This is a genomic window from Streptomyces venezuelae (assembly GCF_008642335.1).
GTDB classification, from domain to species: domain Bacteria; phylum Actinomycetota; class Actinomycetes; order Streptomycetales; family Streptomycetaceae; genus Streptomyces; species Streptomyces venezuelae_F.
Genome location: NZ_CP029191.1, coordinates 4404928 through 4429016, shown reverse-complemented (window position 1 = coordinate 4429016; position 24089 = coordinate 4404928). Strand labels below are relative to the sequence as shown.

The window sequence follows — 24089 nt, the reverse complement described above, 5'->3', positions numbered from 1 at the left end:
GACCTGGGGTTCCAGATGAGCCGCCTTCGGGATTCGAACCCGAGACCTACGCATTACGAGTGCGTTGCTCTGGCCATCTGAGCTAAGGCGGCGCGCCGTCCGCACCATCGTGCGATCAGCAACGCGGCCAAGTCTACACAGTTTTTCGGGGTGCTCCGCACACCCCCCTCGGGGGGCTATGAGCAGCGCTTTCCGTCCTTGGGGACGGTGCCCTTCAGGAGGTAGGCGTTGATCGTCGAGTCGACGCACTCGCTGCCGCGGCCGTACGCCGTGTGGCCGTCGCCGTCGTAGGTGAGGAGGTGGCCGGAGGAGAGCTGGGAGGCGAGGGCCTTGGCCCAGCGGTAGGGGGTCGCCGGGTCGCGGGTCGTGCCGGCCACCAGGATCGGCGCCGCGCCCTTCGCCTCGATGCGGTGGGCCTCGCCCGTGGCGCGGACCGGCCAGTACGCGCAGTTCAGCGAGGACCACGCGAGGCCCTCACCGAAGACCGGGGAGGCCTCGCGGAAGGAGGAGACGCCCTTCCGCACCTCCGCGGGGGAAGCGAACGCGGGCGGGAGGTCCAGACAGTTCACGGCCGCGTTGGCGAACATCAGGTTCGCGTACTTTCCGTCGCCGTCCCGCTCGTAGTAGCCGTCGGAGAGGGCGAGCAGGCCCGAGCCGTCCTTGTTCTTCATCGCCGAGGTGAGCGCGTCCCGCAGCTGGGGCCAGCCCGCCTCGTCGTACATCGCCGCGATCACGCCCGTCGTGCCGAGCGCCTCGCCGAGCCGCCTGCCGCCGCTGCCCCCGATGAGCAGCGGCTTGCGGTCCAGCTCGCCGAAGAACGCTTTGAGGCGCTTGCCCGCGTCCTCGGGGCTCCCCGCACCCAGGGGGCACTCCTTCCCCCTCGACGCGCAGTCCTTCGCGAAGGAGCGGAACGCCGTCTCGAAGCCGGCGGTCTGCTCGCGGTTCATGCGGCGCGCGGACAGCGACGGGTCCATCGCGCCGTCCAGGACGAGCCGGCCCACCCGCTCCGGGTACAGCTCGGCGTACGTCGCGCCGAGGAACGTCCCGTACGAGGCGCCCACGTATGTCAGTTTGTCGTCGCCCAGGACCGACCGCACGACGTCCATGTCGCGGGCCGCCTCGACCGTGGAGACGTGCGGCAGGACCTTGGCCGACCGCTCCTTGCAGCCGGACGCGAACGACTGGAAGGCGGTGCGCAGGTCGTCGGCCTCGCGGCGGTCGTCCGGCGTGACGTCGGTCTGTGTCCACGCGTCCATGCGCTCGCCCTCGAGGCAGGTCACGGGCTCGCTGCGGGCGACGCCGCGCGGGTCGACGGCCACCATGTCGTAGCGCGCCCGGACCTCCGCGGGGTAGCCGAGGGCCGCGTACGACTGGAGGTACCCGATCGCCGAGCCGCCGGGCCCGCCCGGATTGACCAGGAGCGAACCAAGGCGGCCCTTCTTCTTCGTGGCCTGCTTGCGCGAGACCGCCAGCTGGATGTCGCCCGCCGCCGGCTTCGCGTAATCCAGCGGGACCTTCATCGACGCGCACTGGAACCCGGGCGCACCGCAGTCGCGCCAGCTCAGCTTCTGCCCGTAGTACGGGGAGAGTTCCGCCGGTGTCGAGCGGGACAGCGACGCCAGGGAGGCATCCGCCGGTGAACTCCCGTTCGAGCAACCGGAGATGAGCAGCCCCGCGGCCACGAGCACGATGCCGCCCGTACGCAGGGGGAGATGACGGCTGCGGCGACGGTTACGGGGGCGACCGCTGCGACCGCGACTGCTGATGTCCATCCCGCGAGGGTAACTCTCCGCGCGCGAACGGTCACACAACGCGCTCGTACGGGTGAAGTCGGCACCCGCCGCCAACCCTCGGCCGACGCGCGGCCGTTCAGCCGGCCCGCAGCGCCACCGTCATCGCCTCCACCGCGAGCAGCGGCGCCACGTTGCGGTCGAGGGCGGTGCGGCAGGCGCTGATCGCCTCGATGCGACGGAGCGTGGCCTCGGGCGCGGCGGCAAGCGCCAGGCGCTGCAGCATGTCCTGGACCTCGGTGTTGGCGATGGCCACCTGCGAGCCGAGCTGCAGGGCGAGCACGTCTCTGTAGAGGGCGGTCAGGTCGGTGAGCGCGAGGTCGAGGCTGTCGCGCTGCGTACGCGTCCTGCGCCGCTTCTGCTTGTCCTCCAGCTCCTTCATCGCACCGGCCGTGCCCCGCGGCATCCGGCCGCCCTGCGCCGCGCCGAGCGCCGCCTTCAGCTCGTCGGTCTCCTTGACGTCGACTTCCTCGACGACCTGCTTCGCGTCCTCGGTCGCCGTGTCGATGAGTTCCTGCGCGGCCTTCAGACAGCCGCCGATCTCCTCCACCCGCAGCGGCAGCTTCAGGACTGCGTTCCTGCGCTCACGCGCGCGTGGGTCGGTCGCGAGGCGTCGCGCGCGGTCGATGTGCCCCTGGGTGGCGCGCGCCGCGGCCGCCGCCACGTCCGGCTCGATGCCGTCCCTGCGGACGAGCATGTCGGCGACCGCGTCCACGGGAGGCGTACGCAGCGTCAGGTGCCGGCAGCGCGAACGGATCGTCGGGAGCACGTCCTCCAGGGAGGGCGCGCAGAGCAGCCACACCGTGCGCGGGGCGGGCTCTTCGACGGCCTTGAGGAGGACGTTCCCCGCGCCTTCGGTGAGGCGGTCGGCGTCCTCCAGGACGATGACCTGCCACCGGCCGACGGCGGGCGACAGCTGTGCGCGCCGGACGAGTTCGCGGGTCTCCTTCACACCGATGGAGAGCATGTCCGTGCGGACCACCTCCACGTCGGCGTGGGTGCCGATCAGGGCGGTGTGGCAGCCGTCGCAGAACCCGCAGCCGGGGGCGCCGCCGAGCGCGCGGTCCGGGCTGGTGCACTGCAGGGCGGCGGCGAAGGCACGCGCGGCGGTGGCGCGCCCGGAGCCGGGCGGGCCCGTGAAGAGCCAGGCGTGCGTCATCTTCGACGACTCCGGAGGCGGTGTGTCCGTCCCGGCCGCGGTCACCAGCGCGTCGGCGTCCCGGGCGGCGGCGCCCAGCTGCTCGCTCACCCGCTCCTGCCCCACCAGGTCGTCCCACACGCTCATGGGGTCACCGCCTTACGCTGCGCTCTGCCGCTGTTCTGCCGGACTGCCCATTGTGCGGGACACCTCTGACAATCCGGCCCGGCCTCCGTGTTCAACGGCCTCGGCGCTCAGCGGTCGCGACGACCGCGCCGTCCCCGTCGGCCACCATCACGGTCGTCCTCGTCCTCGTCCTCGTGCGACCCGAGCAGTTCGTCCGCGAGCGACGGCAGGTCGTCCAGCGGCGTCTCCTCGGCCCAGTCGGAGGCCCCATGCCGGGGCACGCCCCGCTCGTCGACCTGCGGCAGCTCGCGCGTCCGGTCGTTGGCGCCGTCGAGCGAGGACGCGGGCTCGGCGGCGGGCCGCTCGTCCCGGAAGTACCCCGGCGGCACCTTGTCCTGCCCCACGGCGGGCAGCACGGCCGTCTCGTCCGCGGCACCGGCGGGCTCGGTCGCCCGCGGCAGCACCGCGGTGTCCTCCGCGCTCGGCCCCTCGGCACCGGCATCCGTGCCGATCGCGGGCAGCACGGCCGTCTCGTCGGCGGCACCGGCCGGGGGCTTCACCACGGGCGTCGGCACGGTGGTCTCGTTGTCGGGCACGGACGGCGTGGCCGGAGCCTTCTGCGCAGGAGCAGGGGCCTTCTTTTCAGAAGCGGGGGCCTTCTTCTCGGGATCGGGGCCCTTCTTCTCGGGAGCCGCCGGAGCCGCAGCCGGCGCCTTGCGCACGGGAGCAGCCGGAGCCGCAGCCGCCGTAGCCGCGGCCGCGGAAGCCGCAGCCAACCGCCGCGCCTCCTCCGCCCGCAGCAGCGCCTCCTCGGCCTTCCGCTGCTTCTCGAGCCGCCGCTCCTCCGCCTCGGCGCGCAGCCGCGCCTCTTCCTCGGCCTCGCGCTTGCGCCGCGCCTCCTCGGCAGCCCGCAGCTTCTCCTCGGCGAGCAGCCTGGCCTTCTCCTCCTCGGCCTTGCGCCGCGCCTCCTCGGCACGCTTCCTGGCCTCCTCGGCCTGCCGCTCGGCCTCCCGGCGCTGGGCCTCCTCCAGCTCGCGCCGCTTGCGCTCCTCCTCCTCGGCACGGAGCTTGGCGAGCTGCTCCTGGCGCTCGCGCTCCAGACGCTCCTCCTCGGCCTTGCGCGCGGCCTCTTCCTCGGCCTTGCGCCTGGCCTCCTCCTCGGCGGCCTTGCGGGCCTCCTCCTGAGCCTTCACCTCGGCTTCGGAGAGCGGCAGTACGAGGTCGAGCCGGTGCCGGATCACGGTCGTGACGGCCTCCGGCTCCTGGGAGGCGTCGACGATCAGATAGCGCCCCAGATCGGCGGCGGCCAGCGTCAGGAAACCGGAGCGCACGCGCGCGTGGAACTCGGCGGGCTCGGACTCCAGCCGGTCGGGGGCCTCCGTGAACCGCTCGCGGGCGGCCTCGGGCGACACGTCGAGCAGGCACGTCAGGTTCGGTACGAGACCGCCGGTCGCCCAGCGGTTGATGCGGGCGATCTCGGTCGGCGACAGGTCACGTCCTGCGCCCTGGTAGGCGACGGACGAGTCGATGTAGCGGTCGGAGATGACCACGGCACCGCGTTCGAGGGCGGGGCGCACGACGGTGTCGACGTGCTCCGCGCGGTCGGCGGCGTACAGGAGCGCTTCGGAGCGGTGCGACAGACCCGCGGACGACACGTCGAGGAGGATCGATCGCAGCCGCTTGCCGACAGGCGTGGCGCCCGGCTCGCGCGTGACGACGACTTCGTGTCCCTTGGCGCGGATCCACTCGGCGAGCGCCTCGGCCTGGGTCGACTTGCCGGCGCCGTCGCCGCCCTCGAGGGCGATGAAGAAGCCGGTGGCGCAGGGCGCCTGCGCCGGGTCGTCGCCGCCGCGCAGCGCGTCGAGCAGGTCGTGCCGGAGCGGTACGCCCTGCCGGTCGTCGGCCTTGGCCAGGACCAGCGCGGCCACCGGCAGCAGCAGCGCGCCGACCAGCATGAGCGTGAACGCGGCGCCGCCGTGGTCGAAGACGAACTTGCCGTTGACCATGCGGTGCGGCCCGATGAGGGCGGCCACGACCGGGGCGAGCAGGGCGCCGAGCGCGAGGGTGAGGCGTACGACCGCGTGGAGGTGTTCCGTCGTACGGGCCCTGCGGTAGTCCTCGACCTCCTGGTCGAGCAGCGCGTGGCCGATGTTCGCGGCGACGCCCGCGCTGACCCCGGAGAGGGCCAGGAGCAGCAGCACGGTCGTCACGTCGGGCACGAGCCCTGCGACGAGCAGCGCGATGCCGGTGAGGGCGATGGCGAGCGCGAGGAGCCTGCGGCGCGAGAGCGTGGGCAGCAGGAACGGCGCGGTGCGGATGCCGACGGCCGTGCCGCCGGTCAGGGCGAGCACGATCAGGCCGTACGTGACGGGCCCGCCGCCGAGGTCCTTGGCGTGCAGCACGGCGACGGCGACGGCGGCCGCGACGGCCCCGGCGACGGCGGCGCAGGCCGTGACGAAGAGCGGGATGGCGCCGGTGCGGCCCTTGTCGGTGCCGGTGCCGGTACGCGGCCTGCGCAGGCCCTCGAGCGGGCTGCGCGCGCGGGGCGTCTGCGTACGGGGAAGTTCGAGGAAGTACAGGATCGACAGGGACGCGGCGAAGAGACCGGCCGCCACGAAGGAGGCGAGCCCGGCCTGATGCAGCTCGAACCAGTCGAGGCCCGCGCCGAGGAGGTTGCCGACGAGGGTGATGGCGACGAGGGCCGCGGCCGCGAGGGGCAGCGCCAGGAATCCCGTACGCAGGGACAGGCGCCGCAGCGCGTCCATGTGGTCCGGCAGCGGCCGTACCGTCGCGCCCTCCAGGGGCGGCGCGGGCAGCAGCGCGGGCGCCGCGCTCTCCTTGGCGACGGTCCAGAAGCGCTCGGCGACGCCGACCACGAAGGACGTCACCAGGATCATCGCGAGGGCGTTGTCCGGGGTCCAGTCGATCCACAGGGGTGCGACGACGAGAAGCGCGGCACGCACTCCGTCGGCGCCGACCATCGTCCAGCGGCGGTCGAGCGGACCACCCGGAGAGGTGAGCGAGGTGAGCGGGCCCAGAAGCACCGCTCCGAAGAGCAGCGTCGCGAGGACGCGTGCTCCGAAGACGGCGGTCACGGCGAGGGCGACACCGCGATAGCCGCCCCCGAAGGCGGCTTCGGCGATGGCCGACTGGAGCGCGAGGATCACCAGGACGAGGAGCGCGAGCGCGTCGCCGACACTGCCGACGAGATGGGCGCTCCACAACCTCTTCAGCTGCGGTACGCGCAGCAAGGCGCGGACGGCACGCTCTCGGGAATCTGCGACCAGGGCGTCGTCGGGGGCCGGGTTTCCGGCCGTTGGCTGCTCGGCACGCGTCATCCGTCCAGCCTATCTGGACGGACCGACTCCCCGGGGAGCCACCCGAACAAACGACCGTCTGGTCCGGGTGGCGCCCACGTCGGGAGGCGGTGTCACTCCTCCGAAACAGCAGCCTTCGAAGCGGCCGTCTTCTTGGCGGCAGTCTTCTTGGTGGCCGTTTTCTTCGCGGCCGTGGTCTTCTTGGCAGCCGTCTTCTTGGCGGCGGTCTTCTTCGCGGGGGCCTTCTTGGCGGGGGCCTTCTTGGCCGCCTTCTTCGCGGTCTTCTTGGCGGGGCCCTTCGCCCGCTTCTCCGCGAGGAGCTCGTAGCCCCGCTCGGGCGTGATGTCCTCGACGGAGTCGGCGGCCCGCAGCGTCGCGTTCGTCTCACCGTCCGTGACGTACGCTCCGAAGCGGCCGTCCTTGACGACGACCGGCTTCCCGCTCACCGGGTCCTCGCCGAGCTCCTTCAGCGGCGGCTTCGCGGCGGCGCGGCCACGCTGCTTCGGCTTGGAGTAGATCTCCAGGGCCTCTTCCAGCGTGATGGTGAAGAGCTGCTCCTCGGTGTCGATGGAGCGCGAGTCGGTGCCCTTCTTCAGGTACGGCCCGTACCGCCCGTTCTGCGCGGTGATCTCGACGCCTTCCGCGTCGGTACCCACCACGCGCGGGAGGGACATCAGCTTGAGCGCGTCCTCCAGAGTGACCGTGTCGAGCGACATGGTCTTGAAGAGGGAGGCCGTACGCGGCTTGACCGCGTTCTTGCCGGTCTTCGGGGTGCCCTCGGGGAGCACCTCGGTGACGTACGGGCCGTAGCGGCCGTCCTTGGCGATGATCTGGCGGCCGGTCTCGGGGTCGGCGCCCAGCTCGAAGTCACCGCTCGGCTTGGCGAGCAGCTCCTCCGCGTACTCGACGGTGAGCTCGTCGGGGGCCAGGTCGTCGGGGACGTCCGCGCGCTGGTGGTTCTCGGCGTCGCGCTCGCCGCGCTCGATGTAGGGGCCGTAGCGCCCGACGCGCAGCACGATGTCGTTGCCGACGGGGAAGGACGACACCTCGCGGGCGTCGATCGCGCCGAGGTCGGTGACGAGCTCCTTGAGGCCACCGAGGTGGTCCCCGTCGCCGTTGCCCGCGTCGGCGGCGCCGCCGGAGCCCTCGCCCTCGCCGAAGTAGAAGCGCCGCAGCCACGGCACGGCCTGCGCCTCGCCCCGCGCGATGCGGTCGAGGTCGTCCTCCATCTTGGCGGTGAAGTCGTAGTCGACGAGGCGCCCGAAGTGCTTCTCGAGGAGGTTGACCACGGCGAACGACAGGAAGGAGGGCACGAGGGCCGTCCCCTTCTTGAAGACGTACCCGCGGTCGAGGATCGTGCCGAGGATCGACGCGTACGTCGACGGGCGGCCGATCTCGCGCTCTTCGAGCTCCTTGACGAGGCTGGCCTCGGTGTAGCGGGCCGGGGGCTTGGTCGCGTGGCCGTCGACGGAGATCTCGTCGGCGGAGAGCGCGTCACCCTCGTTGACCTGCGGAAGCCTGCGCTCGCGGTCGTCCAGCTCGGCGTTCGGGTCGTCCGCGCCCTCGACGTACGCCTTGAGGAAGCCGTGGAAGGTGATGGTCTTGCCGGACGCGCTGAACTCGGCGTCGCGGCCGTCGGAGGCGCGGCCGCCGATCTTGACCGTGACGGAGTTGCCCGTCGCGTCCTTCATCTGGGAGGCGACGGTCCGCTTCCAGATGAGTTCGTAGAGCCGGAACTGGTCGCCGGTCAGACCGGTCTCGGCGGGCGTGCGGAAACGATCGCCCGAAGGACGGATCGCCTCGTGCGCCTCCTGCGCGTTCTTGACCTTCCCGGCGTACGTGCGCGGCTTGTCCGGCAGGTAGTCGCTGCCGTAGAGCTGCGTGACCTGTGAGCGCGCGGCGGCGACCGCGGTGTCCGACAGGGTCGTGGAGTCCGTACGCATGTACGTGATGAAGCCGTTCTCGTACAGCTTCTGGGCCACCTGCATGGTGGCCTTCGCGCCGAAGCCCAGCTTGCGCGAGGCCTCCTGCTGCATCGTCGTCGTACGGAACGGGGCGTACGGCGAGCGGCGGTACGGCTTCGACTCGACCGACCGCACGGAGAAGGCGGTCTCCCGGAGGGCGGCGGCCAGCGCGCGGGCGTTCGCCTCGTCCAGGTGCAGGGTGCCCGCGCTGTTGGCCTTCAGCTGTCCGACGGAGTTGAAGTCGCGGCCCTGTGCGACGCGCTTGCCGTCGACCGTGGTGAGGCGGGCGACGAGCTGCGAAGGGTCGGAGGCGTCACCGGCGCGGCCGGTGCCGAAGGTGCCGGTCAGGTCCCAGTACTCGGCGGAGCGGAAGGCGATGCGCTCGCGCTCCCGCTCGACGACGAGGCGGGTGGCGACGGACTGCACACGGCCGGCCGACAGGCGCGGCATGACCTTCTTCCAGAGGACCGGCGAGACCTCGTAGCCGTAGAGGCGGTCGAGGATGCGGCGGGTCTCCTGGGCGTCGACCATGCGCTTGTTGAGCTCGCGCGGGTTGGCGACGGCGCTGCGGATCGCGTCCTTGGTGATCTCGTGGAACACCATGCGGTGGACGGGGACCTTGGGCTTCAGGACCTCGAGGAGGTGCCACGCGATGGCTTCGCCCTCGCGGTCCTCATCGGTGGCGAGGAAGAGTTCGTCGGACTCCTTCAGGAGGTCCTTGAGCTTCTTGACCTGCGCCTTTTTGTCGGCGTTGACGACATAGATGGGCTGGAAGTCGTGTTCGACGTCCACGCCGAGGCGGCGCACCTCACCGGTGTACTTCTCGGGCACCTCCGCGGCGCCATTGGGGAGGTCGCGGATGTGCCCGACGCTGGCCTCGACTACGTAGCCGGGGCCGAGGTAGCTCTTGATCGTCTTCGCCTTGGCAGGCGACTCGACGATGACGAGTCGGCGGCCGCCCTGTGCGGTCTCGCTGGTCGGGGACAACTTCGCTCTTCTCTCCGGTCGGCGCTCGGTGGCAGTGCGCGGCAGCAGTGCTCGGTCGCACTGCCGCTTCGCACCCCTCACTCGCATTGCGCGACGGCAATGCTCGTGGCAGTGCGGTGACAGTGCCCGCATGGCTTGCGTTGCGCTGTCGCTGCGGAGTGTGACGGTACATCCCGCCCCCGTGTCAAACGGGAAAAGCCCGCAACGGCCACTCGAACGGTAACCCGACTACCGCCATTCCTGCCGCCCGGAGTGGCGACCCGCTGTTTCAGCACCTCGCACGGCCGGAGCCCGTGCGAGGCCTGAGTGATCACTGGGAAGCGTGCGCCGCCGGGGGCGCGTCGCGGCCGCTCTCCTGCCGCTTTGCCTCCGCTTCACAGCCGCGTGAAGCACCACACTCCGAGGAGCAGGGCGGCCGCTCCCGCGAGCGTCGCGAACGTCACCGATGCGACGGGGTTCACACCCTGGGCGACGGGAGCGCGGTGCGCTGCACGCACACCCGTCCACATCAGCAGTCCGGCGCCGAACAGTGCGAACACCGTTCCGGCGAAGATCGCTGGCCCGCTCTCCATGGTCTTGCCTCCCCGTGCCGAGTTCCCCTTCGGGGAGGCTGACACGCACGGGAATCGGGAGGACGAAATCGGGGTGAACGGCGGGCGGGCATGTTGGCCTGATCAGCCCCCAACCGGCCCGTAACCTCCCCCTACTCCGACGCGGGCAGCAGGAAGCCCTGCTGCACGAGGAGCCTGATCTGCGCGGGCGTACGGTCCCGCAGCAACACCGGGTCCTCGCCGACGAGTTGCGCGATGGCGTCCAGGATGCGACCGGCGCTCAGCGAGCCGTCGCAGACGCCCGCGAACCCGGCGCCCACGGTGTCGACCTTGGTGGCCCTGCGCATCCCGCGGTTCTGGCGCAGCACGACGTGCTCCGGGTCCTCGGCGCCCGGCAGTCCGACCTGCTCCTGCACGACCTCGTCGGCGAGCTTGAAGTGCGCGGCGAGCAGCGCGGCGTCGTCGTGCGCGCGCAGGTACTCCTGCCGTTCGAAGAACTCCCGCACCGTGTCGCCGAGCGGCTGCTCGACGGGGTGCGGCCACTCCTCGACGGTGACGGACGGCTCGGCGGCAGCCGTCTTCCTGAGCGTGATCCAGCCGAACCCGACGGCGCGCGTGCCCCGCGCCTCGAACTCGTCCAGCCACGCGTCGTACCGCGCGGCGTACTCCGCGGAGTCCGTGCGGTGGTCCCCCGCGTCGCGCAGCCACAGCTCGGCGTACTGCGTGATGTCCTGCACCTCGCGCTGCACGATCCAGGCGTCGCAGTCACGCGGCACCCAGGACCGCAGCCGGTCCTGCCACTCCTCGCCCTCCACGTGCTGCCAGTTGGCCAGGAAGTGCGCGTACCCCCCTTCGTTCAACCGCTCCCCCGCCTCCTGAACGAGCGAGCGGCACAGATCGTCCCCGCCCATGCCGCCGTCCCGGTACGTGAGCCGGGCACCGGGCGAGATCACGAAGGGCGGGTTGGAGACGATCAGGTCGTACGTCTCGTCGGCGACCGGTTCGAAGAGCGAGCCCTCCCGTAGGTCCGCCTCCGGCGCGCCGGACAGCGCCAGGGTGAGCCGGGTGAACCGCAGGGCGCGGGGGTTGAGGTCGGTCGCGGTCACGCGCGTGGCGTGCTGGGCGGCGTGCAGGGCCTGGATGCCGGATCCGGTGCCGAGGTCGAGTGCGCTCGCGACGGGCAGGCGCACCGTGATGCCGGCCAGCGTGGTGGACGCGCCGCCCACGCCGAGGACGACGCCCTCCTCGTGCTTGCCGATGCCACCGGCGCCGCCGACCGCGCACCCCAGGTCGGAGACGATGAACCAGTCCTCACCGCTCGGTCCGCCGTACGGCCGCACGTCCACCGTCGCCCACAGCTCGCCGTCCCGCTCGGCCAGCCAGTCGCTCTCCAGGAGTACGTCGACGGGGAGAACGTCGGCCACGCGCGCGTGGGGCACCGATTCCTGCAGCAGGAAGAGGCGTACGAGCGCCGGGAGGGCCCCGTCCCCGCGGGTGGCCCGCAGCGCGGGCACGGTCTCGCTGCGGGCCAGCGCGGTGTAGGCGGGGGCCCCGAGCAGTTCGAGCAGCCCGTCGGCGGTGAAGTCGGCGGCGAGCAGGGCGTCGCGCAGGGCGGCGGCGACGTCGGCGCGGTCGGACGAGGGCAGGGGAAGGGTGGCGTTACTCACCCCTCCATTGTGGCCCGCCGGGCGCGCCGATGCCCTCGGCACCGCGTGGGCGCCGAGGGCATCACGAACTTCGGGGAGCGTACGGAACGTACGGCCGGAAGAGCGGCACGTACGGCTGGAAGGGTCAGCTCTTGGCGGACGGTGTGGCGGACGCGCTCTTGCAGCTGTCCTGCTTGCGCATCGCCTTGCCGACGTCGCCCTCCTGCAGCTTCTCGAGGGCTTCGTTGCCGCTCTTGCTGAGCTTGTCCAGTTCGCCCGCGACGTCCTTGAGGCCGTCGGCGAAGTCTGCCTGGTTCTTGGTGTCGAGGCCGTCCACCTGCTTCTGCAGGTCGCCGTAGGACTTGGAGATGCCGTTGAGCTCCTTGACGGCGTCGTCCGTCTTCTTCTTGCCGTCGTCGACCGGGGGCGCGCCCGCGTTCTTCACGGCGTCACCCATCGACTTGTAGGCGTCGGACATGTCCTTGAACGCCTTGGAGTCGGTCTTCTGGACGTCGCCCGGCGAGCTGTTGTCGGAGGTCTCCTTCTGGATCGCGGCGTTGGCCGCCGCGATCTTCTTCGACTGCGGCTGCACCGAGTCACAGACCTTCTTGGCCCAGTCGTCCAGCTTCTTGTTGCCGTCGTCGCTGCACCCTGACAAAGCGAGTACCAGTACCGCACCGCCGGACAGTGCGGCTGCAAGCTTCTTGTTCACCGGATTGGTCCCTTCCATGGCTCTCGGCCCCGGAACTTACACGCCAACTGGGCTACATCCGCATGCCGGGGGCTCGGTACCTCCGCTATTGCAGCCATTTGCACCAAGCGGTGTACGGGAACGAGGTGCGAGAGAAGGCTCACGGATCTTGCCGTGGACACACGTCGGGCGGACGGCGCATCAAAAAGCGCCGTCCGCCCGCGTGTTGGGCAGAGCCCGACTCGGAGTCACCGAGCCGGGTCACGAGACCTCAGCCCCTACGAGACCACCGCCGGGTCGGCCGGCTTGGCCACCCGCTCGTTGTTGCCCTCGTCCCCCACGGCGATGCCGCGCCGCTTGGAGACGTAGACCGCGCCGATGATGACCGCGATGGAGAGCGCCGCGATCAGCGCCCGCATCCCGACACTGGCGTCGTCCCCGTAGCTGAACTTGACGACCGCGGGCGCGATGAGCAGCGCCACCAGGTTCATCACCTTCAGCAGGGGGTTGATGGCGGGACCCGCGGTGTCCTTGAACGGGTCGCCGACCGTGTCACCGATGACGGTCGCGGCGTGCGCCTCGCTGCCCTTGCCGCCGTGGTGCCCGTCCTCGACGAGCTTCTTGGCGTTGTCCCAGGCACCACCGGAGTTGGCGAGGAAGACGGCCATGAGCGTGCCCGTGCCGATCGCGCCCGCGAGGAATGAGCCGAGCGCGCCGACGCCGAGCGAGAAGCCGACCGCGATCGGCGTGAGCACGGCGAGCAGACCCGGCGTGGCCAGCTCGCGCAGCGCGTCCTTGGTGCAGATGTCGACGACGCGCCCGTACTCGGGCTGCTCGGTGTAGTCCATGATCCCGGGCTTCTCACGGAACTGCCGCCGCACTTCGTAGACCACGGCGCCCGCCGACCGCGAGACCGCGTTGATCGCGAGCCCCGAGAAGAGGAAGACGACCGCGGCGCCGAGGATCAGGCCGACCAGGTTGTTGGGCTGTGAGATGTCCATCACGAGGTTCATCGGTGCGCCGTCGCCGAGTTTCTCGCCGACGTCCTTGGCCGCTTCCGCGATGGCGTCGCGGTACGACCCGAAGAGCGCCGACGCCGCGAGGACCGCGGTGGCGATGGCGATGCCCTTGGTGATGGCCTTGGTGGTGTTGCCGACGGCGTCCAGGTCGGTGAGGACCTGCGCGCCCGCGCCCTCGACGTCGCCGGACATCTCGGCGATGCCCTGCGCGTTGTCGGAGACAGGCCCGAACGTGTCCATGGCGACGATCACGCCGACCGTGGTCAGCAGTCCCGTACCGGCGAGCGCGACCGCGAAGAGGGCGAGCATGATCGACGTGCCGCCGAGCAGGAACGCCCCGTACACGCCGAGCCCGATCAGCAGCGCGGTGTAGACGGCCGATTCCAGACCGACCGAGATACCGGCGAGGACGACGGTGGCCGGGCCGGTGAGCGAGGTCTTCCCGATGTCCCTGACGGGACGCCGGGTCGTCTCGGTGAAGTAGCCGGTGAGCTGCTGGATCAGCGCGGCCATCACGATGCCGATGGCGACGGCGACGAGCGCGAGGACCCTTGGATCGCCGTCGTGGCCCTTGATCGCGGCGTCCGTGACGCCGTCCAGGTCCGCGTACGTGGACGGCAGGTAGACGAAGACCGCCACGGCCACGAGCGCCAGCGAGATCACCGCGGAGATGAAGAAGCCGCGGTTGATGGCGCTCATCCCGCTGCGGTCGGAGCGCCGGGGCGCCACCGCGAAGATGCCGATCATCGCCGTCACGACACCGATGGCCGGGACGAGCAGGGGGAACGCGAGACCGGAGTCGCCGAACGCCACCTTGCCGAGGATCAGCGCGGCGACGAGCGTCACGGCGTACGACTCGAAGAGGTCGGCGGCCATACCGGCGCAGTCGCCGACGTTGTCGCCCACGTTGTCGGCGATGGTCGCGGCATTGCGCGGATCGTCCTCCGGAATGCCCTGCTCGACCTTGCCGACCAGGTCGGCGCCGACGTCGGCGGCCTTGGTGAAGATGCCGCCGCCGACACGCATGAACATCGCGATCAGTGCGGCACCGAGGCCGAAACCTTCGAGCACCTTCGGCGCGTCGGCCGCGTAGACGAGCACCACACAGGAGGCGCCCAGAAGACCGAGCCCCACCGTGAACATGCCGACTACGCCGCCCGTGCGGAAAGCGATCTTCATGGCCTTGTGCGAGACAGCGGTGAGATCCTTTTCGGGTTCACCTTCTGCCGGAGTGGCCTCTCGGGCAGCGGCTGCCACGCGCACATTGCTGCGTACGGCGAGCCACATACCGATATAGCCGGTGGTCGCCGAGAACGCCGCTCCGACCAAGAAGAAGATCGATCGTCCGGCGCGCTGATTCCAGTCGTCCGCGGGCAGCAGCATGAGCAGGAAGAACACCACGACGGCGAATACGCCGAGAGTGCGCAACTGCCGGCCCAGATAGGCATTCGCGCCCTCCTGGACCGCTGCCGCGATCTTCTTCATGCTGTCGGTGCCCTCGCCCGCCGCGAGTACTTGTCGTACGAGCACACCCGCGACGATCAGCGCCGCCAGCGCGACGGCGGCGATCACCATCACGATGAGACGGTTGTCATCTGTCAGGACTGCGGCTGCGAAGGTTGTGGGATGGTCAAACTGATGAGGGGTAGAAAGCCCCGCCATTCGTCCTCCTTGACGCTTGGGCTGAGCTCAAGATGTGGACGGATTGTAGGGAGCGGAACCTGATCAAAACAGAGCGCCACAAACGGAATTGACCTGAGATTGCTTCTCAGCAAATGATCGCGCGGCCGGATTGGCCCCGAAAGCGGTAATGCCTCAAAACCGTTGACAGTTGACCGGCGAAAGATCGTCGATCCGGGCCGCAAATGATCGGAAAAACAAAAGGCCCAGTTCACCGTGGTGGTGACCGGGCCTCGGAGGCTGAACGGGGTGGGGCGGAGCGGGTCGGGGCGGGTGGGCCCGCGTCGAGGTGGGGCGGGTCAGGGCACGAGGGGCGCCGGCGTCGTCGGCCAGCGCATGCGGATGAGACCACCGGCCTCTCCGGCCGTGACCTCCACGTCGTCCACGAGGCCGCTGATGACCGCGAGGCCCATCTCGTCCTCGCCCTCGGCATCCGTCTCCTCGCCGTCGTCGAGACGCGCGCCGGGCGCCCGGTCACCGGGCGCCGCACGGGGAGCCTCGTCGCCGACCTCGATGGAGAACTGCTTCTCGTCCTCGATCAGCGCGACCCGCACCGGCGCCGTCACTCCGCTGCTCTGATGCAGCCCGACGGCGCGCGTGCAGGCCTCGCCGACGGCCAGCCTGACCTCGTCGAGAACGGCTTCGTCCACCCCGGCCCTGCGCGCCACCGCGGCCGCCACCAGACGGGCGGTCCTGACGTGCTCGGGCAGGGCGCTGAAGCGGAGCTCAACGGTGGCCATGCATCCCCCTCGACATACGCACGTGCTGTCAGGGGACCGGGCCGCAGGCCCGGCCCCCTGCTGTACTGCCGTCCCGGGCCCAGGGGCCCGGAAGGTCCGGCGCTCGGTCGAAGGCCACTCAGTCGGTGGCCGCGACCGCTTCCTCGACCGAGGTGTGGATGGGGAACACCTTGGTCAGACCGGTGATACGGAAAATCTTGAGAATGCGCTCCTGGTTGCAGACCAGGCGCAGCGAGCCCTCATGGGCACGCACACGCTTCAGGCCGCCGACCAGCACGCCGAGCCCGGTGGAGTCGAGGAAGTCCACGCCCTCCATGTCGACGACCAGATGAAAACTGCCGTCGTTCACCAGCTCGACCAACTGCTCGCGCAGCTTCGGCGCGGTATATACATCGATTTCGCCACCGACCTCGACGACCGTACGATCGCCGACGGTACGGGTCGACAGGGACAGGTCCACGGATCCTCCAGCACCTTGCTATCGAGCGGTCATCCCTCGGGACACCTCGGCAGAGCCCCCAGGTCGGATCGCCAGCCGCGATGGCATTCAATCACTTACCGGCAGGCGTGCACGACGCCTTCGGACCATTGTCCATCCCGCCAGTGACACACTCGATGCCGATGGCCAAAATTTCTCCCACCGGAGGACCCTCTGCGGGCGCCCCGGCACGCACGTCCCCGCGGACCGTTCTCGACCGGCTCACCGCGGGGCCGAGCCGTGCATCGCGCGTCACTCATACGGAGCACCTGCCCCCACGTGAGGCTCGGTATGCAGTCTGGCCCGACCGCATCCGACCCGAGGTCATATCCGCCGTCCAGGCCGCCGGCATCGAGCACCCCTGGGCGCACCAGGCGCTCGCCGCCGAGCACGCCCTGGACGGGGAATCCGTGGTCGTCGCCACCGGCACCGCCTCCGGCAAGTCCCTGGCCTACCTCACCCCCGTCCTCTCCGCCCTCCTGGACGGCTCCGAGGCCCCGAACGGGCGCGGCACCACCGCCCTCTACCTCGCCCCCACCAAGGCCCTCGCCGCCGACCAGCGCCGCGCCGTCCGCGAGCTGGCCGCCCCCCTCGGCAACGCGGTCCGCCCCGCCGTCTACGACGGCGACACCCCCTTCGAAGAACGCGAATGGGTCCGGCAGTACGCCAATTACGTCCTGACCAACCCCGACATGCTGCACCGCGGGATACTCCCCTCCCACCCGCGCTGGTCCTCCTTCCTGCGCTCCCTGCGCTACGTCGTCATCGACGAGTGCCACACCTACCGCGGCGTCTTCGGCTCCCACGTCGCCCAGGTCCTGCGCCGCCTGCGCCGCCTCTGCGCCCGCTACGGCTCCGAGCCCGTCTTCCTCCTCGCCTCCGCCACCTGCGCCGACCCCTCGGCGTCCGCGGAACGTCTCACCGGCCTCCCCGTGAAAGAGGTCGCCGACGACGCCTCACCCCGCGGCGACCTCGTCTTCGCCCTCTGGGAACCCCCTCTCACCGAGCTCCACGGCGAGAAGGGCGCCCCCGTCCGCCGCACCGCCACCGCCGAGACCGCCGACCTCCTCACCGACCTCACCGTCCAGGGAGTCCGCTCGGTCGCCTTCGTACGCTCCCGGCGCGGCGCCGAACTGATCTCCGTGATCGCCCAGGAACGCCTCGCCGAAGTCGATCGCTCCCTGCCCCGGCGTGTCGCGGCCTACCGCGGCGGCTACCTCCCCGAGGAGCGCCGCGCCCTGGAGCGCGCCCTGCACTCCGGCGAACTCCTCGGGCTCGCCGCCACCACCGCCCTCGAACTCGGCGTCGACGTCTCCGGCCTGGACGCGGTCGTCATCGCCGGCTACCCCGGCACCCGCGCCTCCCTCTGGCAGCAGGCCGGCCGGGCGGGCCGCTCGGCGCAGGGCGCGCTGGCCGTCCTCGTCGCCCGGGACGATCCACTGGACACGTATCTCGTCCACCATCCCGAAGCGCTGTTCCAGCAGCCCGTCGAGTGCACGGTCCTCGACCCCGACAACCCGTACGTCCTCGCCCCCCACCTCTGCGCCGCCGCCTCCGAACTCCCCCTGACCGAGGAGGACCTCGCCCTCTTCGGCCCCACCACCGAGGAACTCCTCCCGCAGCTGGAGGCCGCGAAGCTCCTGCGGCGCCGGACCAAGGCCTGGCACTGGACCCGCCGGGAGCGGGCCGCCGACCTCACCGACATCCGCGGCGAGGGCGGAAAGCCCGTCCAGATCGTCGAGGAGGGCACGGGGCGGCTCCTCGGCACGGTCGACGCGTCCGCCGCGCACACGTCCGTGCACGAGGGCGCGGTCCACCTCCACCAGGGGCGTACGTATCTCGTCCGCCACCTCGACCTGGAGGACTCGGTCGCCCTCGTCGAGGAGGCCGCGCCGCCCTACTCCACGACCGCTCGCGACACGACGGCGATCTCCATCCTGGAAACGGACACGGAGATCCCCTGGGGTGCGGGGCGCCTCTGCTACGGCTCCGTCGAAGTCACCAACCAAGTCGTCTCCTTCCTGCGTCGGCGCCTCATCACGGGTGAAGTCCTCGGCGAGACCAAACTGGACCTCCCTCCTCGTACGCTGCGGACGCGCGCGGTGTGGTGGACGGTGACCGAGGACCAGCTCGACGCCGCACGCATCACCCCCGAGATCCTCGGCGGCGCGCTGCACGCCGCGGAGCACGCGTCCATCGGGATGCTTCCGCTCTTCGCCACGTGTGACCGATGGGACATCGGTGGCGTCTCCGTCCCGCTGCACCCGGACACGCTCCTTCCCACGGTCTTCGTGTACGACGGCCACCCCGGCGGGGCGGGCTTCGCCGAGCGGGCCTTCCACACGGCCCGCGAGTGGCTCACGGCCACCCGCCAGGCGATCGCGTCCTGCGAGTGCGAGGCGGGCTGCCCGTCCTGCATCCAGTCCCCCAAGTGCGGCAACGGCAACGATCCGTTGCACAAGAGGGGGGCGGTGCGGTTGCTTTCTGTGCTGTTGCGGGAGGCGGGGGGCGCCTAGGCTGCGGGTGCGCCTGTGCTCTGTCTGTGGGTGCGGGGCCGCGGGGGTATGTGCGTACTCGCCATCCCTGCGCCGCGTCTGGACATTTCCGGCCGTGGTGGTGTGCTCGGTGCTCCGTGCGCACATACCCCCACGTCCCCTCCCGTCTCGCGAGCGGCTGCGGCCCCGGGGGGGGGAGAGCAAGGGGGCCGGGCCCCTACTCCCACTGAACGTCGCGGGGCAAACGGGCGGTGGGTGGGGACCATCCGCCGCGAAGCGGCGGGGTCGGTGCTCCTACCCGCACGGGGCGTCGCGGGGTGAACGGGGGGGGTGGGTGTGATCCGCCGCGGAGCGGCGGGGTCGTGCTCCTACCCGGCAGGGCGCCGCAGGGGCGACCGAGGGGACATCACCGGCCCCGCCCGGGCCCGCACCGTCACGGTGAAGGGCCCCGCCGAGGAAGAGACCGAGACCGCCGAGGTCTCGCCCCGCACCCCGCACCGAACAACCCGCGCACCCTGCGCCGCAGCCACCCTCCCCGCCCCCGCACACGCCTCGTCGGACCCCGCCGCCCACCGGTCCGCCGCCGCGAGCGCCGCCAGATCCGCCGCGCCGCCCGCCCGGTGCCGGGCCACGACGACCTGCGTCATCGCGAGCACCGCACCGCAGATCACGCCGAGTACGGCCATCACGACGACCACCCACACCGTGGCGGCCCCGCGATCGCGACCCGCACCTCGCCACGTGACCCTCATACGGCCACCCCCACGCTTTCCTCCGCCAGCGCCACCGCTTCGGACCGCAGACGCAGGCCCAGGCCCAGCACCTCGGGACCGGGCGCGTCCGCCACGACCTCGACCCGTACGAGGTCGGCGTCACGCCGCACGGACACGCTCGCCCCGCGCGGCGCCGCCTGCCGAGCCGCGGCCATGGCCACGTCGTCGGGGTCCTGTCGGGCCGCCGCCCGCGCCCCCGCCCTGGCGGCGTCCACGCACTGGATCTGCGCGGAGGCCGCCAGCAGCGTCCAGATCAACGCCATCGTGAAGAGCACCAGCGTCGGCAGCACCACGGCCGCCTCCGCCGTCACGAAGCCCCGGTCCGACGGGCGAGGAAAGCGCACCCGGAATCGGGCGTGCCACCTTCGGCCTTGGAGCCCCGCCTCAGAACGGCACATCGAGCGCCCTCTCCACCAGCCCCTGCAGCGCCGCCTTGACCTGCCCGCTCGTCACCACCTTGTAGAGCAGGCCGGCGAAGCCCACCGCCGCGATCAAGCCCATGGCGTACTCGGACGTCACCATCCCCGCATCCGAGCCCGGTGGCTTCAGCGACCGCCATGTCCGCGGACTCAGAACGCTCAGCCTTCGCATCATTCGCCGCCTCATCACAATCCCCGTCATCACGACCTCCGTCATGTCTTCCTCGGTCCCTCGTTCGTGTTCGGTTCGGCGGCGTCGGCCGCTCATCCCGTGCTCAACAGCCCCTCCGCCAGGCCGATCACCACCGGCAGCACCCCGACCGCCACGAACGCCGGCAGGAAGCACAGGCCGACCGGGGCCGTCATCAGGACCGCCGCCTTGCGCGCCTCGGCCGTCGCCGCCCTGGCGCGGTCCGCCCTGGCATCCGCGGCGAGGCGGGCCACCGGATCCGCCGTCGGTGCGCCGGAGTCACCCGCGCGCTCCAGGAGGCGGGCCAGGGGCGCGGCACCCGGTATTTCGCTCAACTGGCGCCATGCGGCCCTTGGTTCGCCTCCCAGGCGTACCTCTGCCGCGCCCCGGGACAGCCGTGCGCCGATCGGCCCCCGCAAGGACTCCCCCACCGCGTGCGCCGCCGCCAGCGGGCCCGCACCGGATGCGATGCACGCCGCCAGAAGGTCAGCTGCCAGCGGTAGTTGGCGGGCCGCCTCGTGTGTCTCTTCGCGCCGGTCCAGCGATGGTGTGCGTTTCTGCCGGACGTTGCGCCAGGCGAGGTATCCGACGACCGCCGCGGCCAGCGCCCCCGGCACGCCGCCCACCAACACATAGGCCGCGCTCGCCGTCCCGGCCGGCGTCAACCAATGCCGTTGCTGCGCCCAGCGGTTCGGGCGTGGTCGCTTTCGGGCTCCGCCCTCCGGCGGCCTCGGCCCCGGCAGAACCCTCTCCGCTCGCCTTCGCTGTGCCCTCTCTCTCCGCGCAGCCAGTGCCGTCAGCGTCAGCCAGAGCGCCGCTGCTGCTACCCACACCGTCACCCCCAGGCTGTGGACAACGTTCACCGCTCCTCCGCCCTTCGCACGATGCGCAGCGCCCACCACGCCCCGGCGCCCTCCAGGACTGCGCCCACGGCCAGGCACGTCAGTCCGGGGCCGGTGTGGAGCAGGACCCGCAGCGGCTCCGCTCCGAGCGCGCTGCCCATCAGCAGGCCCAGTACGGGGAGGGCGGCCAGCATCACGGCCGTCGACCGGGCGCCCGCCAGTTGGGCGCGTAGGTCTGCGCGTTGGTCGCGTTCGGAGCGCAGGGCGGCTTCAAGGCGATCCAGTCCTGCGGCGAGGCCCGCGCCTCGGTCCACCGCGACCCGCCAGCACGCCGCAAGGCCCAGGAGGCCCTCTGCGCCCGGCTCCCGGGCCGCCGAGCGCAACGCGCCCGGTACGTCGCCGCCGAACCGCGCGGCGGCCAGCACCGCGCTCCTGGCGGCTCCCGGGCCCGCGTCGCTGGCTACGGGGTCCTGGAGAGTCAGACGCAGCGCGTCCCCGGGCTGCCGGCCCGCCCGCACCTCGGCCGCCAGCTCCCCGAGCCAGGCGATCACCGCGGCCCGGCGCCGCTCCCGCTTCCGGCGCGCGTCCCGGGCTCGTCGTACGCCCGCCGCCAACGGCACCCCGGCCGCGCCCGCGGCCAGCGGCACCACGGACTCGCCCAGCAGCGCCACCGTGGCCCCGGCCGCCAGGCACCACCACTCGGGGCGCAGCCTGGCACGAGCTGTTGCGATCAGGCCGGGCCATCGCGGATTGGAAGACGGTTGTGGAGCGATGGGTGTCAGGAGTTTTCGGAGGCGGTGCGACTCGTGGTTCCGTCGGGTCAGCAGCCAGACCGCGGCCCCCGCGCACATCGCCAGCGCCGCTGTCCACGTACTCGTCGCCATGGTCATCCGCCCTCACCGCCGCCCGCGAGGAGGGTGTTCAGGCGGTTCCAGCCCCGTTCCCGGGTGAAGGCCCTCTCGCCCCATCGCAGTGCCGGGACCGTTACCACCAGGCCCGACTCGGCGCGTTCCAGGACGTGCACCTCGGCCATGCGGCGGCGGCCCGTCCGGTCTCGTACGAGATGGATCACCATGGACAGCGCCGCCGCCAACTGGCTGTGCAGGGCGGCACGGTCGAGGCCCGCGGTCGTGCCCAGGGCCTCCAGGCGGGCGGGCACGTCTCCGGCGGCGTTGGCATGAACCGTGCCGCAGCCTCCCTCGTGCCCCGTGTTCAGCGCCGCCAGCAGGTGCACGACCTCCGCGCCCCGCACCTCGCCCACGACGAGGCGGTCCGGGCGCATCCGCAGGGCTTGGCGCACCAGGTCGTCCAGGCCGACGAGGCCTGCTCCTTCCTGGTTCGCGGGTCTGGTTTCCAGGCGCACCACGTGCGGGTGGTCGGGTTTGAGCTCCGCCGAGTCCTCGGCGAGCACGATCCGCTCCTTGGGGCCGACCAGGCTCAGCAGCGCGCTCAGCAGTGTCGTCTTGCCGGTGCCGGTGCCGCCGCTGATCAAGAAGGAGAGGCGGGCTTCGAGCAGGGACCGCAGGATTGCGTCGCCGTTCGGTGGAATCGTGCCTGCCTCGACCAGTTCCGTGAGGGTGAAGGCCTTGGGGCGTACGACCCGCAGGGAGAGGCACGTCGAGCCGACCGCCACCGGTGGCAGGACGGCGTGCAGGCGCGTGCCGTCCGGGAGGCGTGCGTCCACCCAGGGGCGTGCGTCGTCCAAGCGGCGGCCCGCCACGGCCGCGAGGCGCTGTGCGAGCCGCCGCAGGGCTGCGGCGTCCCGGAACGTGATGTCCGTGAGCTCCAGGCCGCCGCCCCGGTCCACCCACACCTTGTCGGGCGCGGAGACCAGCACGTCGGTCACGGAGGCGTCCGCGAGGAGGGGTTCCAGAGGGCCTGCACCGACAAGCTCCGAGCGCAGTTGTTCCGCCGCGCCGAGGATCTCCGTGTCACCGAGCACCCGGCCCTGGGCCCGCAGGGCCTCGGCGACGCGGGCGGGGGTCGGCTCGGTGCCGCTCTCCGCGAGCCACTGCCGCACTCCGTCCAGCATCCGGGCCCCGACGACGGCGCTCATACGCCTCCTCCCACCGCGTCGGCAGGCACGCGGCCCCAGAAGGCGGAACAGAACCGTGCGAGCGGCCCGCGCGCCGCACCCCCCGGAGGCGTCCCCGAGGCCTGCTGCGCCGCCAGGCCCGCCTCCCACGGCACCTCCCCGGCTAGCGGGAGCCCGAGGAGCCCCGCGACCTCCTCGGCATCGAGCCCGCCGGACGCCGGGCCCCGCGCCACCACGACCCGCAGGTCCCGCAGCGCCATGCCCGCGGCGGAGGCCACCCGCCGGGCCCCCGCCACGGCGCGCAGCTCCGCGGGCACCACGAGCAGCCCCAGGTCCACCTGGGCCATGGCCTCGGCGACCGCCTCGTCGACCCGGCGCGGCAGGTCCACGACCACCGCGCCGCCCCGCCTGCGGGCTGCCGCGACCACCGCTCGTACGGCTTCGGGGGCGACCGCCACCGCCTCTCCGCGATCCCAGCTCAGGACCCGGAGCGCATGCATGTGGGGCAGCGACTCCTCCAGCGCGCCACCGCCGACCCTGCCCCGCGAGGCGGCGAAGGCCGGCCAGCGGAGCCCTTCGGCGTGCTCGGCGCCGAGGACGACGTCCAGACCGCCGCCCAGCGGGTCCGCGTCGACGAGCATCGTGCGCCGCCCCTCGCGGGCCGCCGTGACCGCGAGGGCGCAGGCCACTGTGGAGGCCCCGGCCCCGCCTCGGCCGCCGATGACTCCGACGGTGACCGCGGGGCGCCCCACCCCCTCGGCGACGTCGGCGATGCGGTCCACGAGCCATTGCTCGCCGTCCGGCAGGACAAGCACGTGGTCGGCGCCGATCTCCACGGCCCGCTGCCAGACACCGGGATCGTCCTGATCCCGCCCAACCAACACGACCCCGCGCCGTCGCACTGCTCCGCGCACCCGGTCGGCCGCGTCGTCCCCGACCAGGACGAGCGGGGCCGCGTCCCAGCTCCCCCGGCGCTCGGGCCCCCCGTGATGCACCTCTGGAAGCGCCCCCGCCGCGGCGCACAGCCGCAGCAGGTCATCCAGCAGCTCCACGTCCTCCGTGACGATCAGCGGTCCACCCGGCCTGCCCTCGGCCTGCGCGGCCACGTCACTCGAAAAGACTCCGCCCACGATCCTCGTCCCCCTCTTGGCACATGACTCCTGTTAATGCCGCGCTCGTCTTCGGCGAAGAACCGGGCAAAGCAATCC

Annotated in this window: 18 protein-coding genes and 1 tRNA gene; 1 reads left to right on the top strand and 18 read right to left on the bottom strand. The window is 71.9% G+C overall.

What is annotated here, in order from left to right; genetic code table 11:
• Nucleotides 1-18: 18 nt before the first annotated feature.
• The 11 genes from DEJ49_RS20035 to bldG all read right to left on the bottom strand — a co-directional run bounded on the left by DEJ49_RS20035 (nt 19) and on the right by bldG (nt 16109).
• Nucleotides 19-92: transfer RNA gene (locus tag DEJ49_RS20035), tRNA-Thr, on the bottom strand.
• 84 nt (nt 93-176) lie between these two features.
• Nucleotides 177-1772: an alpha/beta hydrolase gene (locus DEJ49_RS20030; RefSeq protein WP_150185389.1), complete on the bottom strand. Its 1596-nt coding sequence runs from the start codon at nt 1770-1772 to the stop codon at nt 177-179.
• Between the two features lie 97 nt (nt 1773-1869).
• Nucleotides 1870-3075: a DNA polymerase III subunit delta' gene (locus DEJ49_RS20025; RefSeq protein WP_150185388.1), complete on the bottom strand. Its 1206-nt coding sequence runs from the start codon at nt 3073-3075 to the stop codon at nt 1870-1872.
• Nucleotides 3076-3182: 107 nt separating this feature from the next.
• The gene (gene tmk, locus DEJ49_RS20020) at nt 3183-6392 is read right to left on the bottom strand and encodes a dTMP kinase (protein ID WP_150185387.1); all 3210 of its coding nucleotides are present in this window, start codon (nt 6390-6392) and stop codon (nt 3183-3185) included.
• A gap of 92 nt (nt 6393-6484) precedes the next feature.
• Nucleotides 6485-9322: a type I DNA topoisomerase gene (gene topA / locus DEJ49_RS20015; RefSeq protein WP_150185386.1), complete on the bottom strand. Its 2838-nt coding sequence runs from the start codon at nt 9320-9322 to the stop codon at nt 6485-6487.
• 374 nt (nt 9323-9696) lie between these two features.
• A complete protein-coding gene (locus tag DEJ49_RS20010; RefSeq protein WP_150185385.1) occupies nt 9697-9894 on the bottom strand; it encodes a hypothetical protein in 198 nt (65 codons plus the stop codon).
• A 131-nt stretch (nt 9895-10025) separates the two neighbouring features.
• Nucleotides 10026-11540: a methyltransferase gene (locus DEJ49_RS20005; RefSeq protein WP_150185384.1), complete on the bottom strand. Its 1515-nt coding sequence runs from the start codon at nt 11538-11540 to the stop codon at nt 10026-10028.
• 124 nt (nt 11541-11664) lie between these two features.
• Nucleotides 11665-12249, bottom strand: a complete 585-nt coding sequence (locus DEJ49_RS20000; RefSeq protein WP_150185383.1) for a small secreted protein — start codon at nt 12247-12249, stop codon at nt 11665-11667.
• Nucleotides 12250-12488: 239 nt separating this feature from the next.
• Entirely contained in the window at nt 12489-14891 is a 2403-nt protein-coding gene (locus tag DEJ49_RS19995; protein ID WP_150185382.1) for a sodium-translocating pyrophosphatase, read from the bottom strand.
• A 317-nt stretch (nt 14892-15208) separates the two neighbouring features.
• Complete coding sequence (locus tag DEJ49_RS19990) at nt 15209-15649, bottom strand: ATP-binding protein (RefSeq protein ID WP_150185381.1); 441 nt, start codon at nt 15647-15649, stop codon at nt 15209-15211.
• A gap of 118 nt (nt 15650-15767) precedes the next feature.
• On the bottom strand, nt 15768-16109 hold the full coding sequence (gene bldG, locus DEJ49_RS19985) for an anti-sigma factor antagonist BldG (protein WP_003975386.1): 342 nt from the start codon (nt 16107-16109) through the stop codon (nt 15768-15770).
• A gap of 80 nt (nt 16110-16189) precedes the next feature.
• Between bldG and DEJ49_RS19980 the strand changes: the two genes are divergently transcribed.
• A complete protein-coding gene (locus tag DEJ49_RS19980; protein WP_190329391.1) occupies nt 16190-18643 on the top strand; it encodes a DEAD/DEAH box helicase in 2454 nt (817 codons plus the stop codon).
• Nucleotides 18644-18990: 347 nt separating this feature from the next.
• On the opposite strand, the gene DEJ49_RS19975 is transcribed toward DEJ49_RS19980, so the two are convergent.
• From DEJ49_RS19975 to ssd, 7 genes are all read right to left on the bottom strand, one after another.
• Nucleotides 18991-19308, bottom strand: a complete 318-nt coding sequence (locus DEJ49_RS19975) for an Rv3654c family TadE-like protein (protein WP_411757179.1) — start codon at nt 19306-19308, stop codon at nt 18991-18993.
• Between the two features lie 62 nt (nt 19309-19370).
• Nucleotides 19371-19793 carry a TadE family type IV pilus minor pilin gene (locus DEJ49_RS19970; RefSeq protein WP_150185379.1) on the bottom strand — a complete coding sequence of 141 codons (423 nt, stop codon included), beginning with the start codon at nt 19791-19793 and terminating at the stop codon, nt 19371-19373.
• Nucleotides 19780-19986: a DUF4244 domain-containing protein gene (locus DEJ49_RS19965; protein ID WP_223833204.1), complete on the bottom strand. Its 207-nt coding sequence runs from the start codon at nt 19984-19986 to the stop codon at nt 19780-19782. The genes DEJ49_RS19970 and DEJ49_RS19965 overlap by 14 nt, the downstream gene beginning before the upstream one ends.
• A 92-nt stretch (nt 19987-20078) precedes the next feature.
• A complete protein-coding gene (locus DEJ49_RS19960; protein ID WP_317850457.1) occupies nt 20079-20669 on the bottom strand; it encodes a type II secretion system F family protein in 591 nt (196 codons plus the stop codon).
• A gap of 194 nt (nt 20670-20863) precedes the next feature.
• Entirely contained in the window at nt 20864-21730 is an 867-nt protein-coding gene (locus tag DEJ49_RS19955) for a type II secretion system F family protein (protein WP_150185378.1), read from the bottom strand.
• Between the two features lie 2 nt (nt 21731-21732).
• The gene (locus DEJ49_RS19950) at nt 21733-22902 is read right to left on the bottom strand and encodes a TadA family conjugal transfer-associated ATPase (protein WP_150185377.1); all 1170 of its coding nucleotides are present in this window, start codon (nt 22900-22902) and stop codon (nt 21733-21735) included.
• Nucleotides 22899-24011, bottom strand: coding sequence for a septum site-determining protein Ssd (gene ssd / locus DEJ49_RS19945; protein WP_150185376.1), 1113 nt, complete (start codon nt 24009-24011; stop codon nt 22899-22901). The genes DEJ49_RS19950 and ssd overlap by 4 nt, the downstream gene beginning before the upstream one ends.
• Between the last annotated feature and the right edge of the window lie 78 nt (nt 24012-24089).